Origin of the sequence: Geomonas limicola, assembly GCF_014193675.1 — a bacterium.
Taxonomy (GTDB): Bacteria; Desulfobacterota; Desulfuromonadia; order Geobacterales; family Geobacteraceae; genus Geomonas; species Geomonas limicola.
Genome location: NZ_BLXZ01000002.1, coordinates 529822 through 546830, shown reverse-complemented (window position 1 = coordinate 546830; position 17009 = coordinate 529822). Strand labels below are relative to the sequence as shown.

Genomic DNA, 17009 nt, shown 5'->3' with positions numbered 1-17009 from the left:
CTTCCCCGCTACTCGGCCGGCAGAACGGCGCCGAGGTTGAAGCGGAAGGTTTCTCCCAGCTTCCTGAAGGCCTCGAGCCAGATGGCGGCCCCGGCCTCTCCGTCGCGCTCACGTTTCAGGTATTCCGGGTACACGGTCTTCGCGAGCACGTAGTAGTCGTTTTGCACCTTCCAGAGCACGATATCGAGCGGCACCGAGCGGATCAGCCCCATCAGCTTGTCGATCTTCGCGATGAGCTCGACGTTGTGCGGGTCTTCCACCATGGTGTGGGTCAGCTCTTCCATGTGCTCGCGGATGAAATACTCGGTGTTGGTGACATCGATCTGGACCTGCCACTTCCTGATCTGGTCGATGATCCTGTGCACCGCGTCCTCGTCGACCACCTCCTGGGTGAGGGCGTTCTTCAAGAGGTCGTTCAAGGCGGGTTCCGCCGCCACGAAGAACACCTTGGGCATGGGCATGCCGGTATCCTGGATGAACTCCATGAGCGGCCGGCCGTGCTCGTAGAGGCTCTCGTAGTTCTCCAGGCTCTGCGCCATGTTCTCCTTGACGATCAGGTTGATGATCTTGCGCCGCTCGTCCCAGAACAGATTGGAGAGCGAGTAGCTGTGGGTGCCGAAGTGTTTGTCCATAAGGAGGATCAGTTCGGTGTAGAGCCCCTTGTCGAAGGCGGTGCTCATCTCCTCTTTCATCCGGTTATAGGCCTCCGGGTCCTGTCCTACCGGCAACACACCCCCTTTGAAATCGTGGCTGCCGATGCGCACCACACAGAAGGTCATGGTCTGCGACTCCTCGGTAATCTCCGAGGCGATGTGGATCCTTCCCATGGCGATGGAGGCGTCGTCGGTGATGATCCTGCGGTAGTCCTCCTTGCCGACCGCGTAGCAGAAGATGTTGGCGTGCTCCTCGTACTCCTCGAAGAGCGAACTGAAGGCGTAGTGCGCGCCGACCTTCACCAGGTCGAGGCGGGTGGGGAGCACGAAGTTCCGGTAGATCCAGGCCCCGTCCTCATGTTCCTTCACGTTGCACTTGGCTGTCTGCAGCCGCTTCAGGAAGGCCTCCTCCACCCCCTGCTCGACGATCCCCTGGGAAAGCTGGATGGCCCGCGAGGCGTACTCGATGACCTGCACCGTCTCGAGCCCCGAGAGCTCGTCGAAGAACCAGCCGCAACTCGTGTACATGAGCAGAGCGTGGCGCTGCATCTCCAAAAGCTTCAGGGCCGCGATCTTCTCACCGGCGTCCAGCGGGCGCAGGGAGTGGGCCGCCAGGAAGCGCTCGGCGTTTTCCATGCTGCGGTCCAGGATCACCTCGATATAGGCATCACGGGCCTGCCAGGGGTTCTTGAAGAAGGAGGCGCCTTTCTGCTCGAAGCCCACCGCCAGGCGGTCGCGCAGCCAGTCGAGTGCTGCGCGCAGGGGGGCGCGCCACTGCTGGTTCCAGTCGCCGTGCCCACCCGAGTTGCACCCGCAGTCGCTGTTCCAACGCTCTACCCCGTGGGCGCAGCTCCAGGAGGTCCGTTCGTGGATCTCGGCCTCCCAGGTGGGCGGGTGCAGCTCGAGGAATTCGCCGTAGTTGGTGATGCGGGCCATGTCGTTCGACTCTATCTTGGCGAGCGCCGAGGCGAGCGCCATGTCGCCGAACTTCTGGTGGTGGCCGTAGGTCTCGCCGTCGGTCGCGATGTGCATCAGTTGCGGCCCCTCGCGGTCGTCAGAGAAGCCGCCCATGAGCCGGTCTGCCAGCACGTCGCCCGAGGAGAGCAGGTTCTGGAAGGCAATGGCCTGAGAGATCGGTCCGTCGTAGAAGAACAGGTCGATGCTGCGCCCGGAGGGGAGCGTGCACCGGTAGGGGCGCGAAGGGTCGACCGCAGCCTCGATCCAGTCCGGATCACCGATCCGGCGGTAACGGGCCGCCTGGTGCGGGGCCAGGATGGCGTACTTCATCCCCTGTTCCGCCATGATCTCCAGTGACTCGAGGTCCACCGCCGTCTCGGCAAGCCACATCGCCTCGGGCTTGCGCTTGAAGCGGTATTCGAAATCCTTCAGTCCCCAAGTGACCGAGGTTACCTTGTCGCGGCGGTTGGCAAGCGGCATGATGATGTGGTTGTAGACCTGGGCGATGGCGGCCCCATGACCGGAGCGCCATTCGAGACTCTGGCGGTCGGCGTCCAGAATCGCCTGGTAGACGTCGGGAGCCCCGTGCTCCATCCAGGAGAGCACCGTCGGGCCGAAGTTGAAGCTCATCTTCGCGTAGTTACTGACGATATCCATCACCCTCCCCTCGCCGTCCAGTACCCGCGAGGCCGAGTTCGAGGCGTAACACTCTGCCGTGATCCGCTCGTTCCAGTCATGGTAGGGTGCCGCTGAATCCTGGATCTCGACTGCTTCCAGCCAGGGGTTTTCCCGGGGGGGTTGATAGAAGTGTCCATGCACGCAGATGTAGCGCTCCTGTGCCATAGCTGCCTCCGTTATCGTTTGCTGGCGTAGACCAGCACGCTGAAGGGGTTGATCGTGAGGGAGGAGGTGGTTCCGATCTCGGTGACCGTGAGGGCCGGGGGGGCCGCTTCGCCGGGGCCACGCCAGTGGGCTGCCGAGGAATCGAGGATCTTGTCCCAGGTTCCGGGCGGCACCTGGGGGGTGATCTTTTCCTGCAGGTTACTGAAGCTGAAGATGCTGAGCAGAGAGTCTGCGTCGCCGTCGCGCCGGAAGATCAGGATCTTCTGCTGGGTGAGGCCGGTGATCTCCATGCGGGTTCGGTCGAAGACCCGAAAGGCGCTGAACTTCTTCCGGAATCCCAAGAGGGTCCTATAGAACTCGGCAACCAGCGCCTGCTCCCCTTCACGTGGCAGACTCACGTCGATTTTGCTCTCGAGGAAAGTCTCATCTGCCGCAGGGTCGGGAATTTCCCCCTCGCAGACACCAGAGGCGTGTTCCTCATGCTTGCCGCGCCGGATCGCCGCCAGGAGTTCCTCGTTGGTAAAGCCGACGAAATAGTGAAAGGGGGCCCGTTCCGCGTACTCCTCCCCCATGAAGATGAGCGGAAGGTAGGGAGACAGGTGCACCACCGCCGCAGCCAGTAACAGCCGGTCCAGAGTCTGGATAGCACTCAAGCGGTCCCCGCACTTGCGGTTGCCCACCTGGTCGTGGTTCTGGCAGAACACTACGAGCTGCGACGTGGGACGGTCGCCAACGGGGCCGCCGTGACCGCGTTGCCGGTAATGCGAGTATTCACCGGTGTAAACGTAGCCTTCCGTGTAGGCTTTGACCAGGTGGCAGAACTGACCGAAATCCTCGTAATATCCGGTAGTCTCGCCGGTGAGTAGCGCCCGCAGGGCGTGGTGGAAGTTGTCGCACCACTGCGCGTCGAGTCCGTACCCCCCGAACTGCACGGGGTTTATCAGCCGCATATCGTTGGTGTCGTTTTCGGCGAACAGATAGATCTGGCGCTGCTGCTTGACGCGGTAGCGGTGCACCTCCTCGGCGATCTGCTGCAGAAAGTGCTGGGCCCGGTTGTCCAGGATCCAGTCCACGGCGTCCATGCGCAGGGCGTCCACGTGGAACTCGTCGAGCCAGTAGAGCGCGTTGCCCACGAAGTATTCGCGGACTGCATCGCTCCCCGCCCCGTCGAAGTTAAGGGCACGCCCCCAGGGGGTATGATAGCGCTCGGTGAAGTAGTAGCCGAAGTCGCCGATGTGATTTCCCTCGGGGCCCAGGTGGTTGTAGACCACGTCGAGGATGAAGGCGAGCCCCTTGCGGTGGCAGGCGTTGATCAGCTGTTTCAACCCGTCCGGTCCGCCGTAGGTGTTGTGGGGCGCATAGTGGCCGACCCCGTCGTACCCCCAACCCCGGTCCCCGCCGAACTGGGAAACCGGCATGATCTCGATCGCGGTAACTCCCAAGGCGACCAGATAGTCGAGGTGCGGAATGACTGCAGCGAAGGTCCCTTCCCTGGTGAAGGTGCCGACGTGCAGCTCGTAGATCACGTACTGCTCGAGCGGGATGCCGCTCCACCCTTCGTCCTGCCAGCAGAAGAGCTTCGGGTCGACCACCTGCGAGGCGTCGTCAACACCGGCCGGTTGGTAGCGCGATACCGGATCGGGCCGCAGTTCGCCGTTGCCGGGCTTGAAGACGTAGCGGTCGCCATCTCCCACTCCCGGAATGGTTACCGAGTAGTAGCCGCGCTCCTCTTTCTGCATGGGGAAGGTCCCCGCAGCCTTCCCCGACACCACGTGCACCGTCACGCTGTCCACCTTGGGCGCCCATACCCTGAACCTGGTTCCTGAACCGTCAGGGAGTACCGTCGCTCCCAGGTCGAACTGCCAGGTGGTTGGTTCCATCGTGCTCCTCCCCGCACCCGGCTGATGCCGGGCTGCCCTTCCGCTCAAAAGACTTATCAAACATACTCAACGATTATTTCTTGTCAATTAATAAGAGCTAATTGGCATGGATCAGCACAAAAACACCCCACCCAATGGTATGGCGTATTTTCAGCACGTTATACCTAAATTATCAGGCTGAAGGACCGCCAACGAGGCCAGGAATTCTCATTGACAAGGAAAGTGTGTGTGTTATCTGGTTGCTGGCCCCGGGCCAGCCGGGTCCTCCATGGGGGTACCGACGCCATGAAAGCTTCTGCCAAAAAAATCATCCTGGCCGCGCTCGCTGCGAACCTGATGATTGCCATCGTCAAGTTCTTGGCCGCCTGGCGGACCGGAAGTTCGGCACTGCTCTCGGAGGGGATCCATTCTGTGGTGGATACCGGGAACCAGGTCTTGATGTTCCACGGCCAGCACCGCGCCGCACTCCCTGCCGACGAGGAGTTTCCTTTCGGACACGGCAAGGAGATCTACTTCTGGAGCTTCGTGGTCGCCATCCTGGTCTTCTCGCTGGGAGCCGGCCTCTCCTTCTTCGAAGGGGTTTCCCATCTGTTGCACCCCAACCCGATCAAGGACCCCGGGGTCAGCTACCTGATCATCCTGGCCTCGATGCTCTTTGAGGGGGTGTCCTGGGTCATCTCGGTGCGAGCTTTTCTCCGGGAGAAGCCGCCGCACTACGGGTTCTTGAAGGCGATCCGCAAGGGGAAGGATCCCACCATGTTCCTGGTGGTGCTGGAGGATTCCGCCGCGCTACTCGGGCTTTCGGTGGCCCTCATTGGCATTGCCCTCACCAGTTGGACCGGCAGCCCGGTCTACGACGGCACTGCCTCGGTAGTGATCGCCCTCATCTTGGGCGGGACGGCTGTCGTCATTGCCTCGGAAACCAAGGGGCTATTGGTGGGAGAAGCTGCCCAGCGGGAGGTCGTGCAGGCGATCCGTGAAACGGTGGCGCACGGAGAGCACGTGGAGCATGTGAACGAAGTGCTCACCCTGCACATGGGGCCGGAATATATCGTGGCAAACATCAGCCTGGACTTTGCCGACGAGGTGCCGGCAGGGGAGATCGAACGGACGGTGGTCGTGCTGGAGCGGGCAATAAAGGCGAGGGTACCGGAGGTGAAAAAGGTATTCATCGAGGCGGAAGCCTGGCGCCGGCCCAGGCAGAGGTCGTCCCCCCGGACCTGATCCCGGCGCCGAAGAAAGCCTGTAGCGTTACTTGCAGTCCCCTCTCCACAGGCAGTTTTCCTGCCCGCAGTCACGGGCGATTCCGGTATCGAAGCACTGGCTGTTTCCTTCCTGAGCCTGGATGGTTCGAACCAGCTCCGTCTTGGTGGCTTTGCGTACCGTGATTCCCATCCTCTGAGCTATTTCCTTGATCTCTTGAACTTTCACAGCAGGTCTCCTTTTTTGGTAGTACGCCGACCGTGGCAATGTTGGCTGTGCAAGACTTTGTTAACGGCTAACAATCATAGGATAGCACGCGGCGTTGTCAACAAAGCACCAACCTGGCGTCCTCTTCAGAGTCTTGTCTTCGGGAACCATGGTCATGCTACAATGCCCTTAGTGCCCCAGCCGTTTGTCGGATCCTCCCCGGGCGGTTGGCCACAGGAGCACACACCATGGGGCTGGAGGAATATCAGAAAAAACGTGACTTCAGCAGCACCCCGGAACCGGCCGCCTCACTCCCCAATGCCGGTCAAGGATTAAGGTTCGTCGTCCAGAAGCACGCCGCCTCGCACCTGCACTACGACCTTCGCCTGGAATTAGATGGCGTCTTGAAAAGCTGGGCCGTTCCCAAAGGCCCCTCGCTGGATCCCTCCCTGAAACGCCTCGCCATGATGGTCGAGGATCACCCCTTCGATTACCGCAGTTTTGAAGGAACCATTCCCAAGGGGAACTACGGCGCCGGCGAGGTCATCGTCTGGGACGAGGGAACCTACGCGGCCCCCGGGGTAAACGACCTGAAAGAGAGCGAACGGGTCCTGCGGGCAGGGCTTGCCAAGGGTGATCTCAAGTTCGTGCTGCACGGCCGCAAGCTGAATGGCGAGTTTGCGCTGGTCAAGATGCACTCGGAGCAGGAGAACACCTGGCTGCTCATCAAGAAGAAGGATACCTGGGCCACGACCGAGGAGGTCACCCTCGACGACCGCTCGGTGCTGAGCGACCTGCGCCTGGACGATGCCGGGAAGGCCGAGGTACTGATCGCTTCGGCTACTCTCCCTGAACCTCCTTCGGATCCGCTGCCGCGTGACGTCAAGCCGATGCTGGCCACCCTGGTCGACGAAGCGTTCGACAACCCTGGCTGGATCTTCGAGATCAAGCAGGACGGCTATCGCGCCATCGCCCAGATCGAAAGCGGCCGCGTCGAACTCTATTCCCGCAACAACCTCTCCTTCAACCGCAACTTCACCGCCATTGTTCGTGCGCTGGAGAGCCTGCCGGGGAACCTGGTGCTCGACGGCGAGGTCGTGGCGCTGGACGAGCAGGGGAGGTCCTCCTTCCAGCTGCTTCAAAACCACCTGAGGACCGGCCAGGGCCCGCTCTGCTACTTCGTCTTCGACCTGTTGTATCGGGACGGCCACGACCTGCGGGGGCTTCCCCTGCTGGCCCGCAAAGAACAGCTGCGCGCCCTGCTCCCCGACCTGCCTGAGTTACGTTTCAGCGACCACATTTCAGAAACCGGAAAGGACTTCTTCGAGCTGGCCCGCCAGAACAACCTGGAGGGGATCGTCGCCAAGCGCGCCGACAGCAGCTACCAGAGTGGCAGACGGAGCCGTGACTGGCTCAAGATCAAGATCCGTCACGAGCAGGAGGCCATCATCTGCGGGTTCACCCAGCCCCGCGGCGGCAGGGGTTACTTTGGCTCGCTGGTGCTCGGTGCCTTCCAGGGGGGCGAGCTCGTGCACATCGGCTTCAGCGGCGGCGGGTTCGACGAGCGGATGCTCCGGGAAATCCACGCAAAGCTCTCAGAGCTGGTGCAGCCGGAATCGCCCTTTGCCGGGAAGGTGAAAGCGGAAATGCCGATCACCTGGGTAACGCCCCGGCTGGTCTGCGAGGTGACCTTCTCAGAGTGGACCGACGAGGGAGTGATGCGCCACCCCATCTTCCTGGGGCTGAGGGAGGACAAGGATCCGGAAAGTGTGCTGCGCGAGCTCCCGATACCGACCCAGCTGGCGGAAGCGGAGGCGGAGAACACGGAGGTTTCTGCAGCAGCGCCCCCCGAGGCGGCTGGGCCGGCCGATCCCCAGGCCGCGGCCATGCCCCCACGCCTTGCAGGAACTGGCAAGAACCTGGAGGTGATCATCGGCGGGCGCCGGCTCAAGCTCAGTAACCTCGACAAGATATTCTGGCCTGACGAGGGGTACACCAAGGGGGACCTGATCGACTACTACCGGCAGGTGGCGCCGGTGATGCTCCCGTACCTTAAGGATCGACCGGAATCGCTGTACCGGACTCCCAACGGCATCGCCGAGAAGGGGTTCTTTCAGAAGGAGGCGGGTGAACTTCCGCCGGAGTGGATGCCGACCAGGGAGATCTTTTCGGAGTCGAACCAGAAAACTATCAAGTACTTCATCTGTCAGGAGGAAGCCACCCTGGTCTACCTGGCGAACCTCGGCTGCATCGAGATCAATCCCTGGCTATCGCGTCTCGACAGGCTTGACTCTCCCGACTACTTCGTCATCGATCTCGACCCGGAGGACATCTCCTTCGACCGCGTCGTAGAAGCCGCACAGGCGGTGCACCAGGTACTGGAGCGGGCCGGAGCGCCGGGATATCCCAAGACCTCCGGAGCCACCGGCATCCACATCTACATCCCACTGGGGGCCCGCTACGATTACGACGCCGCCGTCAAATTCGCCCAGGTCGTGGCGACCCTTGCGCACCAGCTGGTTCCCGACTTTACCAGCCTGGTGCGTGACCCGCGCAAGAGGCAACAGCGGGTCTACCTGGATTATCTGCAAAACCGTGGAGGGCAGACCTTGGCCGCACCCTACAGCGTACGTCCCCGACCGGGGGCTACCGTATCGACACCCCTGACCTGGGACGAGGTGCGCATCGGCCTCAACCCGGGCAGTTTCACGATTAAAACTGTTCCCGCGCGGCTTGCGGAGCGGGGCGATCTGTTCCGGCAGGTCCTGGGGCCGGGGATCGATCTGGAACGTTGCCTGGACAACCTCTTGAAACCGTACCGCTAGCCGGCTGGCCGCTTTGGCCCGCCTGCAAAGCTCGCACGGGCACCGGTTATTGCTTCAAAGCGAAGTAACAGGGTATACTCGAATTATTACAGTAAGTTAATTTTGCAGCGGAGGTGCTCGATATGAAAGTTCATGAGGGTGACGTCCTGGTGTGCGGTACCAAGGATTGCAAGGTTGAACTGACAGTGACCAAGGAGTGTGTGTCGGAAACCTGCAGCGAGGCCTGCGAAATCGATGCGACCTGCTGCAAACAGCCCATGGAACTGAAAGAAAAGAGTTCCTAAGGGGCGACTCTGTCGAAGTGACAGCCTTACCGCTAAAACCGGCTGCTGAGCCGGCGTCTCTCCGGCAATGAGTAGGAGGTGGTCGTGATGTTAAGATGGGCTCTGATATTCTTCATCGTCTCAGTCGTTGCGGCAGTTTTCGGTTTTGCCGGTGTTGCTTCCGCGGCGGCGGGCATTGCCAAAATCCTCTTTTACCTGTTCCTTGCCTGTGCCGTGATCATGCTGATCGTCGGGCTGTCGATCGGTCGCAACATCACCCGATAGCCATGTGAGGTGTTGAATGCCCCGGAGGGCCACCTGAATAGAGTGAAAACTGAAAAGCGGCCACGTTAGGCCGCTTTTTTTCGTATCAGCTCAGTCCTTTTCCTGCTCCAACTTCTGCCGGATCTCCTGCAGTTTTTTACGTTGTTCCCCGGGGACCTCGGGATACTTCATGTCCAGCCCCTTGAGCGTCTCCACGATGACCTGCGAGATGATCAGGCGGGCGTTCTTCTTGTCGTCGGCCGGCACCACGTACCAGGGGGCATGTTTGCTGCTGGTCGCATTCAGGCACTTCTCGTAGGCGGCCTGGTACTCCTTCCACAGCGCCCGCTCCTTCATGTCGTCCTCGCCGAACTTCCAGTTCTTTTCCGGGTTGTCGATGCGCTCCAGGAAGCGTTTGCGCTGTTCCTCCTTCGACACGTGCAGGAAGAACTTGATGATCCTGGTGCCGTTTCGGTACAGGTGCTGCTCGAAGTCGTTGATGGACCGGTAACGATAGTTCCAGATGTTCTTGCCGTCCTCCACCTCTTCGGGAAGGTTCTCTGCCGCGAGGATCTCCGGATGTACCCGGACGATAAGCACCTCTTCGTAATAGGAGCGGTTGAAGATGCCGATCCGCCCGCGCTGCGGCAGCTGGCGCGTGGTCCGCCAGAGAAAATCGTGATCCAGTTCCTCGGTGCTGGGGTGCTTGAAACTGTACACCTCGCACCCCTGGGGGTTGATCCCGGACATCACGTGCTTTATGGCGCTGTCCTTGCCGGCGGCGTCCATCGCCTGGAAGATCAGGAGCAGGGCGTAGCGGTTGTGGGCGTAGAGCAGCCCCTGCAGCTTGCTCATCTTGAGGATGTGCTCCTCAAGGAGCTCCTGGTAGTGCGGCTTCGAATCGTAGACCGGCTTGATCCTGGTCGGCTGTTTTTTCAGCGTCACCTGATCGCCTTCGCGAACCCTGAACTGATCCACATCGAGCTTCATCACTCCCCTCCTCTGCGCCTGGCAAACCGTGCTCTCAGCAAGCGGTCCCCTACCCTTCCACGCTTCATTGGATTCTCACGCTGTGCTCTGGGATACCTCAACCGCTGTTGTAAAAAAGGTCGTATCAATTAAAGCGGCATCTCGGTGGACACGGCCAAAGCAACATCTTATTTATTCAAGATCTTCGAATAGTTACAGAGGATCTACTTGGTAGTCTAGGCCACGGCACAGCGTTGTCAACCGCTCGAGAGACATAACATACCCCGCTCCTTGACAATGAGGTGCCTCTTGGTAAAACAAGATTGGTCTTTTCTCATGATCCTTGCAGTCATTTACGCAGCTCAGTTCGTCGAGGAACTCAATGCCCGACATCTCCCGACGCACCTTCTTGTGGCTTACCGGGGGGAGCAGCATCGCCATTGCGACCAACCCTCCCCGCAAGATGGTCAACAAGTTGATCCCGCATGTGACGCCGCTCGAGAACGTCCGCCCCGGCAGCTGGCAGCTCTATGCCACCACCTGCCGCGAGTGTCCGGCCGGCTGCGGGATGCACGTCTGGCATCGCGACGGTAGGGTCACCAAGGCGGAAGGAAACCCGGACCATCCGGTGAACCGCGGCGGGCTCTGCCCCCGCGGGCAGTCGTCGCTCCAGGGGCTCTACGACCCGGACCGCATGCAGCGGGTCCTCTACCGCGAGAAGGGGCATCCGGAGCAGCAGCGCAGCTGGGACGACGCGTTCGCCGCCATCGCCGCGCGTCTCGCAGCAGGAGCCCGGGTCTCGGTGCTTTCCAGCCTGCAGACCGGCTCGCTCGCCGAGGTGCTGCACGGTTTTGCGGCGGCGTTTCGTTCCGACCGGGTGCTCTTTTACGAGGCGTTCAACCACGAACCGGTGAAGGAAGCCCACCAGCAACTCTTCGGCCGGCCGGTAGTCCCGACCTACCACCTCGGGGAGTGCAACCTCATCCTAAGTTTCGCCGCCGACTTCCTGGAGAGCTGGATCTCGCCGGTCTGCTTCGCCCGGGAGTTCGCCGACGGGCGCGCCTACCGCGGCGGCACCAGCCTGGGCCGGATGGTGTACGTGGGGCCGCGCCTGTCCATGACCGCCGCCAACGCAGACCAGTACCTGCAGGTCCCGCCTGGCTGGGAGCGCGTGGTAGCGGCCACCATGCTGAAGATCATGCTGGACCAGGGGTGGACTCGTCAGGACATCTCCTGGGCCCGGCCGGCCATCGACGCCTTGGTTGCCGTAGCGGGACCGGTCCCCTGGATACCTCAGGAGACCCTGGTTCGCCTGACCCGTGAGTTCTGTACCGCCCGTGCCAGCGTCGCCCTCGCCGGGCCATTGGCCGCCACCTCGCAGTTGGCCACCGATACCGCGTATTTGGGCGCGCTCCTCAACTACGGGGCCGGGCGCATCGGTCAGACCGTCGACCTCGCGCGCCCGCACGCACTCTCGGCCAGTGCGCGCGAAGCCGAGCTGGAACCCTTCTTCGCTTCGCTCGACCGCAACGACGTACTCTTCGTCTACGACACCAATCCGGCCTACAGCAGGTTCGGCGCGTCGACGCAGCTTGCCAAGGCCGGGCTGGTGGTCTACCTCGGTACCCAGCTGGACGAGACCGCGGAACTGGCGCACTGGTACCTGCCGGTCGACTACCCGCTGGAAGCCTGGGGCGACTACGAGCCGAGCCCCGGGATTCACAGCCTGCTGCAGCCGACCCTGAACCGGCTCTACGACACGCGTTCGCCCGGCGACATCTTCCTCGAGCTCGCCCGCCGCACCGGGAGGCCCCTTTCCCGGGCAGGCTCGGGAAACAGCGGCGCCAACTTCGCCACCTGGGTCAGGGAGCGCTTCAGTGCCCTCGTTGGCCAGGAGGCCTGGGACGCAGCCCTGGCGGCCGGCGGCGACTGGAAGAGTGCCGCCACGCCGAGGCAGGCTGCCTCACCAAGCGCCCGGACGACCGCGCCGAACCTCGCACCACTGCAGCCCCGCAACCAGGCTTTGGATCAGGCGGAACTCGTTTTGTGGTCTTCCATCATGCTCTATGACGGCAGGGTCGCCAACCGCGGCTGGCTCCAGGAGGCGCCGGACCCGCTTACCTTCTACGTCTGGGGCAACTGGATCGATCTGCATCCCAAAAAGGCTGCGGCGCTCGGGATCTCTCAGGGGGACCTGGTGGAACTGACCAGCGCGGCCGGAAAGCTGCGCGCGCCGGTGCGCGTGACCGGCGAGGTGAGCGAAGCTGCCGTGGCGCTCGCGATGGGCCAGGGGCATTGGGCACTGGGGCGCAATGCGCGCGGTATCGGAGCCAACGCCTTCGCCCTCACCAGCGGGCGTACCGATGGTTCGCTCTTCGGGAGCTGCCGGATCCGCAAGGTCGCCTCCGCCTCGGCGGAAACCCTGATTCCCACCGCCCTCAGCCAGGATCAGGAGCACCGGGAGATCCTGAAGTGGGTGCCGCTCAGCAAGCTTATGACCATGCAGCCCGGCGAGGGGGAGCAGCTCATCATGCCGCTCCCCGAGGGATACCGTCCCGACAAGGACATGTACCCCAAAAGGGAGTACTCCCAGCACCGCTGGGCCATGGTGATCGACCTGCAGCGCTGCATCGGGTGTGGCGCCTGCTCCGTGGCCTGCTACGCCGAGAACAACATCCCGGTGGTCGGCAGAAAACGGGTGGCCAACGGGCGCGAGATGGCCTGGCTGCGCGTCGCACCGTACCGCAAGTCGGACCAGCCGGGGCGGGTGAGCTGGCTCCCCTTGCTGTGCCAGCACTGCGATGCCGCCCCCTGCGAGCCGGTCTGCCCGGTTTTTGCCGCCATGCACAACGAGGAAGGGCTGAACGCGCAGATCTACAACCGCTGCATCGGAACCCGCTACTGCTCGAACAACTGCCCCTACAAGGTGCGCCGCTTCAACTGGGTCAACATCCGCTGGCAAGCCCCGCTCGATCTGCAGCTAAACCCCGAGGTCACCGTGCGCAGCCGCGGCGTCATGGAGAAGTGCACCTTCTGCGTGCAACGCATACGCCTCGCCGAGTACCAGGCGCAGCGCGAAGGGAGAAAGCTCAAGGACGGCGAGATCCAGCCCGCCTGCGCCCAGTCCTGCCCGGCCCGGGTGTTCACCTTCGGCGACCTCCTGGATCCCGATGCCCGGGTCACCCTGCTCACCCGTCTCGACCCGCGCCGCTACCACCTGTTGGAGGACCTGAACACCAAGCCGGCGGTCACCTTCCTGCGCCGGATCGAGAACGACGTCAAAGGGTAGCGCGAGCCGGCAACGCTGATTTTTTTGGGGAGGGGATCCCCCGAAATTGTCGGATGAACCTCCCCCTCAGGGGATATGAACAAAAGAGCAACAACTTGCATGATTTCGCTCGCTCTGCGAGCAGGGTAGCTAAAGGAGATTGTAGTTTTCTCAAGGGGGAGCGGTGTCCGACCTCAGTTACCGTGCCATCAACGACGACGTCCTCAACGCGATGGGGAGGCCCCGTGCCTCCTTCTACTTCGTGCTCGCCTTTTTAGGCGCCCTGATCGGCTGGGCCGCCCTCTGCTGGACCTACCAGACCCAGCTCGGCATGGGGGTCACCGGCCTGAACCGCCCGGTCGGCTGGGCAGTCTACATCACCAACTTCGTCTTCTGGGTCGGTATCGCCCACTCGGGAACCCTCATCTCGGCAATCCTTTACCTTTTGCGTGCCAACTGGCGCGATGCGGTCTCCCGCTCGGCTGAGGCCATGACCATCTTCGCCGTCATGACCGCAGGTCTCTTTCCGCTCATCCACCTGGGTCGACTCTGGGTCTTCTACTACATCATCCCCTACCCTTCGCAGCGCGAGATCTGGCCCAACTTCGTGAGCCCCCTGGTCTGGGACGTCTGCGCCGTCGGCACCTACTTCACGGTAAGCCTCATCTTCTGGAGCGTCGGGATGATCCCGGACCTGGCGGCGGCCCGCGACCGCTACGAATCTGAACTGGGACCGGAACACGTCAAGACCCGGATCTATCGCGCGCTCTCCCTCGGCTGGTCCGGGGCCGGCAGCCAGTGGCACCACTACGGACGCTCCTATCTCTTCTTCGCCGCGCTCGCCACCCCGCTCGTGGTCTCGGTACACTCGGTAGTTTCCTGGGACTTCGCCATGAGCCTCTTGCCCGGCTGGCACAGCGCCATCTTCCCCCCCTACTTCGTGGCCGGCGCCATCCACTCCGGGCTCGCCATGGTGCTCACGCTGCTCATCCCGATGCGCAAGTTCCTGAACCTGGAGCGGCTCATCAAGATGTACCACTTCGAGATGCTGGCGAAGACCCTCATCCTCACCGGCACGATCGTCGGCTACTCCTACGGAGTCGAGGCGTTCATCTCCTGGTACTCGGGCGACATCTTCGAATGGCAGTTCTTCAAGTGGCGCATCGGCGGACCCGCCGCCTGGCTCTACTGGCTCTGCGTGGTCTGCAACGTCCTGGTTCCCGCGCTCTTCGTCATCCCCAAGATGCGCCGCACCATCGTGTCGCTCTTCATCATCTCCATTCTGGTGAACGTCGGGATGTGGAGCGAGCGCCTGATGCTCATCTTCACCTCGCTCGCCCACGACTTCCTGCCGCATAATTGGGGAAGTTACTGGCCCACCTGGGTCGAGGCGAGCATCACCCTGGGCTCCTTCGGGTTCTTTTTCTTCTTCTTTTTCTGTTTCACCAAGGGTCTTCCGACGGTCCCCTTGAGCGAGTTGAAGGAGAAGGTCGCCGACGAGGAGATCACCTCCACCGGCTGCTGCGCCACCCGGGTGAAAGTGAGCGTGGATCCCGACAAACCGGCCGTCCTCGCCGTCTTCGCCAATGCGGGGCGACTGGTGGAAGCGGCCAAGGTTGCCTGCGATGCCGGTTTTCAGCAGATGGAGACCTTCTCGCCGGTGAAGCTGGAGAAACTTCCCGCGGTGCTCAAGCAACCCAAGAGCCCGGTGCGCCTGATCACGCTCATCGGGGCGGTCTCCGGCCTCCTCGGCGGATTCTGGCTCGCCGCAGGGACCGCCAACGTCAATAACCTCATCGTGGGGGGGAAACCGCCCATCTCGTTCATCCCGTTTTGCGTGATCGCCTTCGAGGGGACCATCCTGCTCGGCAGCCTGGCAAACCTCTTCGGGCTCGTCGTCCTGGCACGCCTGTACCGCCGCACGACGCTCCCCTACTACGACCCCCGGTTCAGCCGGGACAAGTTCGGGCTCCTGGTGGGGTGCGAGCCGGGGCAGGTGAGCCGGCTCAGGGAACTTTTGCAGCCGACCGACGCGGAGGAGATCCATGTCCACCAGTAACGCGGGAAGCGCACGGTTTTCAGGGTGGACCCTGGTCTGGCTGCTGCTCGCGGTAGGGGGGTCGCTCGCCTGGCTCGTGGTGCTGCAGGCCGGCGACCATGGCCGGGCCTGGCGCTCCCTTTTGGTCAACTTCCTCTTCTTCAGCTCGCTCTCCGGCGGCCTGGTGGTCTGGCCGGCGCTGGTCAGGTCCTGCAACGGCACCTGGCACCTGACGCTCGAGCGCTGCGCCTTTGCCGCGATCGGCTTCGCACTCCCCTCCCTGGCAGCCCTGGTGCTGCTCTGGGTCGGTAGCGCGGACTGGGCACCGTGGTACGGTGTGCGGCTGCACCAGGGAGCCTGGCTCGACAACAACCTGCTCTTCGGCCGAGACCTGGCGGCGACGTTCCTTTTCTGGCTCTTGGCCTTCTGGTACCTGCGCCAGCGCGGCACCCCCGCGGGCCGCGTGCTCGCTCCCGTGCTGCTGCTCGTCTACTGCCTGGTCTTCTCCCTGATCGGCTTTGACCTGGTCATGGCGCTCGACCCGCACTGGGTCAGTAACCTGGCCGGCGGCTATTTCTTCATGTCCGGGCTCTACATTGCCATCACCGGCTGGGCCTTGCTGGCCACCCGGGAACCCCAGGCGACGCCGGACCAGCTGCAGGACCTGGGGAAGCTGATCATCGCCTTCAGCATGATGACTACCTACCTCATGTTCGCGCACCTGCTCCCCTACTGGTACGAGAACCTGCCGCACGAGGTCCGCTTCCTGGTGCCGCGCATGAACTACCGCCCCTGGCAGGGGGTGAGCTTTTTCCTCGTCGGGCTGGTCTACTTCGGGCCGCTGGTGCTGCTCTTGACGATCTCTGCCAAGCGGAGCCGCGCAGCCTTGGGCTGGATTTCCCTGGCGGTGCTGATCGGGATGTGGATCGAGCGCTGGTGGCTCGTGGCGCCGACCTTCGACGCCGGCCTGAGGCTCGGCATCAGCGAACTTTCGCTCGCTGCCGGTTTCCTGGGGATGCTCGGGCTCGGCATGCAGCAGTACCGCCGCAGGACCGGGCAGCAGACGGGAGAGGCACCATGAAAGCGCGCCACGAGGCAGGTGCGGAGGACAAAGGGAAGGAGCGCGGCCCCCTCTGGCCCACCCTGGCGGCGCTCGGCGTGGCTCTGCTCTCCCTGGTGGCGGTTCTGGTGCTTTTCAACCTCCCCTACCCGGCGGGGCTCGGGCCGCGCCAACCGATCCCGTTCAGCCACCGGGTCCACGCGCACACCAAAAGGATCAGCTGCCTCATGTGCCACACCGAGGTGGCGCGCTCCTCGCGGGCCGGGATTCCGCCGCTTGAGACCTGTCTTTTGTGTCACCAGCGCATCATCAGGACCTTTCCCTACATCGAAAAGCTGCGCCAGCTCTACCGGGAAAATCGGCCCGTGGTCTGGCAGCGGGTCAACTGGGTCCCGGAGTTCGTCTACTTCAACCACTCGATGCACATCCGGCGCGGCATCGACTGCAGCATCTGCCACGGGGACGTAGAACTGATGGACCGGGTGGTGACGGCGCACAAGTTCGAGATGGGTTTCTGCATCGGCTGCCACAAGAGGAACAAGGCGACCCACGACTGTTTCACCTGCCACCGGTGACGAC

12 protein-coding genes are annotated in these 17009 nt (G+C 62.6%); 8 read left to right on the top strand and 4 right to left on the bottom strand.

Going from position 1 to position 17009, the window contains the following annotated elements:
* Positions 1–8: 8 nt before the first annotated feature.
* Both H7688_RS06210 and treZ read right to left on the bottom strand, forming a co-directional pair.
* A complete protein-coding gene (locus H7688_RS06210) occupies positions 9–2453 on the bottom strand; it encodes a DUF3536 domain-containing protein (protein ID WP_183360190.1) in 2445 nt (814 codons plus the stop codon).
* 11 nt (positions 2454–2464) lie between these two features.
* On the bottom strand, positions 2465–4333 hold the full coding sequence (treZ, locus tag H7688_RS06205) for a malto-oligosyltrehalose trehalohydrolase (RefSeq protein WP_246329725.1): 1869 nt from the start codon (positions 4331–4333) through the stop codon (positions 2465–2467).
* Positions 4334–4618: 285 nt separating this feature from the next.
* Here treZ and H7688_RS06200 point away from each other — a divergent pair, with 285 nt between their 5' ends.
* On the top strand, positions 4619–5557 hold the full coding sequence (locus H7688_RS06200; RefSeq protein WP_183360189.1) for a cation diffusion facilitator family transporter: 939 nt from the start codon (positions 4619–4621) through the stop codon (positions 5555–5557).
* Positions 5558–5584: 27 nt separating this feature from the next.
* Here the strand turns inward: H7688_RS06200 and H7688_RS06195 are convergent, their stop codons facing one another.
* Positions 5585–5764: an SAP domain-containing protein gene (locus H7688_RS06195; RefSeq protein ID WP_183360187.1), complete on the bottom strand. Its 180-nt coding sequence runs from the start codon at positions 5762–5764 to the stop codon at positions 5585–5587.
* 227 nt (positions 5765–5991) lie between these two features.
* Here H7688_RS06195 and ligD point away from each other — a divergent pair, with 227 nt between their 5' ends.
* The 3 genes from ligD to H7688_RS06180 all read left to right on the top strand — a co-directional run bounded on the left by ligD (position 5992) and on the right by H7688_RS06180 (position 9116).
* Positions 5992–8568, top strand: coding sequence for a DNA ligase D (gene ligD / locus H7688_RS06190; protein WP_183360186.1), 2577 nt, complete (start codon positions 5992–5994; stop codon positions 8566–8568).
* Positions 8569–8690: 122 nt separating this feature from the next.
* On the top strand, positions 8691–8852 hold the full coding sequence (locus H7688_RS06185) for a hypothetical protein (protein WP_183360185.1): 162 nt from the start codon (positions 8691–8693) through the stop codon (positions 8850–8852).
* 87 nt (positions 8853–8939) lie between these two features.
* Positions 8940–9116, top strand: coding sequence for a DUF1328 domain-containing protein (locus H7688_RS06180; protein WP_183360184.1), 177 nt, complete (start codon positions 8940–8942; stop codon positions 9114–9116).
* Positions 9117–9206: 90 nt separating this feature from the next.
* Here the strand turns inward: H7688_RS06180 and H7688_RS06175 are convergent, their stop codons facing one another.
* Positions 9207–10085: an ADP-polyphosphate phosphotransferase gene (locus tag H7688_RS06175; RefSeq protein WP_183360183.1), complete on the bottom strand. Its 879-nt coding sequence runs from the start codon at positions 10083–10085 to the stop codon at positions 9207–9209.
* Between the two features lie 361 nt (positions 10086–10446).
* Here H7688_RS06175 and H7688_RS06170 point away from each other — a divergent pair, with 361 nt between their 5' ends.
* The 4 genes from H7688_RS06170 to H7688_RS06155 all read left to right on the top strand — a co-directional run bounded on the left by H7688_RS06170 (position 10447) and on the right by H7688_RS06155 (position 17005).
* A complete protein-coding gene (locus tag H7688_RS06170) occupies positions 10447–13353 on the top strand; it encodes a molybdopterin dinucleotide binding domain-containing protein (RefSeq protein WP_183360182.1) in 2907 nt (968 codons plus the stop codon).
* A 163-nt stretch (positions 13354–13516) separates the two neighbouring features.
* Positions 13517–15391, top strand: a complete 1875-nt coding sequence (locus H7688_RS06165) for a quinol:electron acceptor oxidoreductase subunit ActD (RefSeq protein WP_183360181.1) — start codon at positions 13517–13519, stop codon at positions 15389–15391.
* The gene (locus H7688_RS06160) at positions 15378–16451 is read left to right on the top strand and encodes a hypothetical protein (protein WP_183360180.1); all 1074 of its coding nucleotides are present in this window, start codon (positions 15378–15380) and stop codon (positions 16449–16451) included. Before H7688_RS06165 ends, H7688_RS06160 begins: the two co-directional genes overlap by 14 nt.
* The gene (locus tag H7688_RS06155; protein ID WP_183360179.1) at positions 16448–17005 is read left to right on the top strand and encodes a cytochrome c3 family protein; all 558 of its coding nucleotides are present in this window, start codon (positions 16448–16450) and stop codon (positions 17003–17005) included. The genes H7688_RS06160 and H7688_RS06155 overlap by 4 nt, the downstream gene beginning before the upstream one ends.
* The last annotated feature ends 4 nt before the right edge of the window (positions 17006–17009 follow it).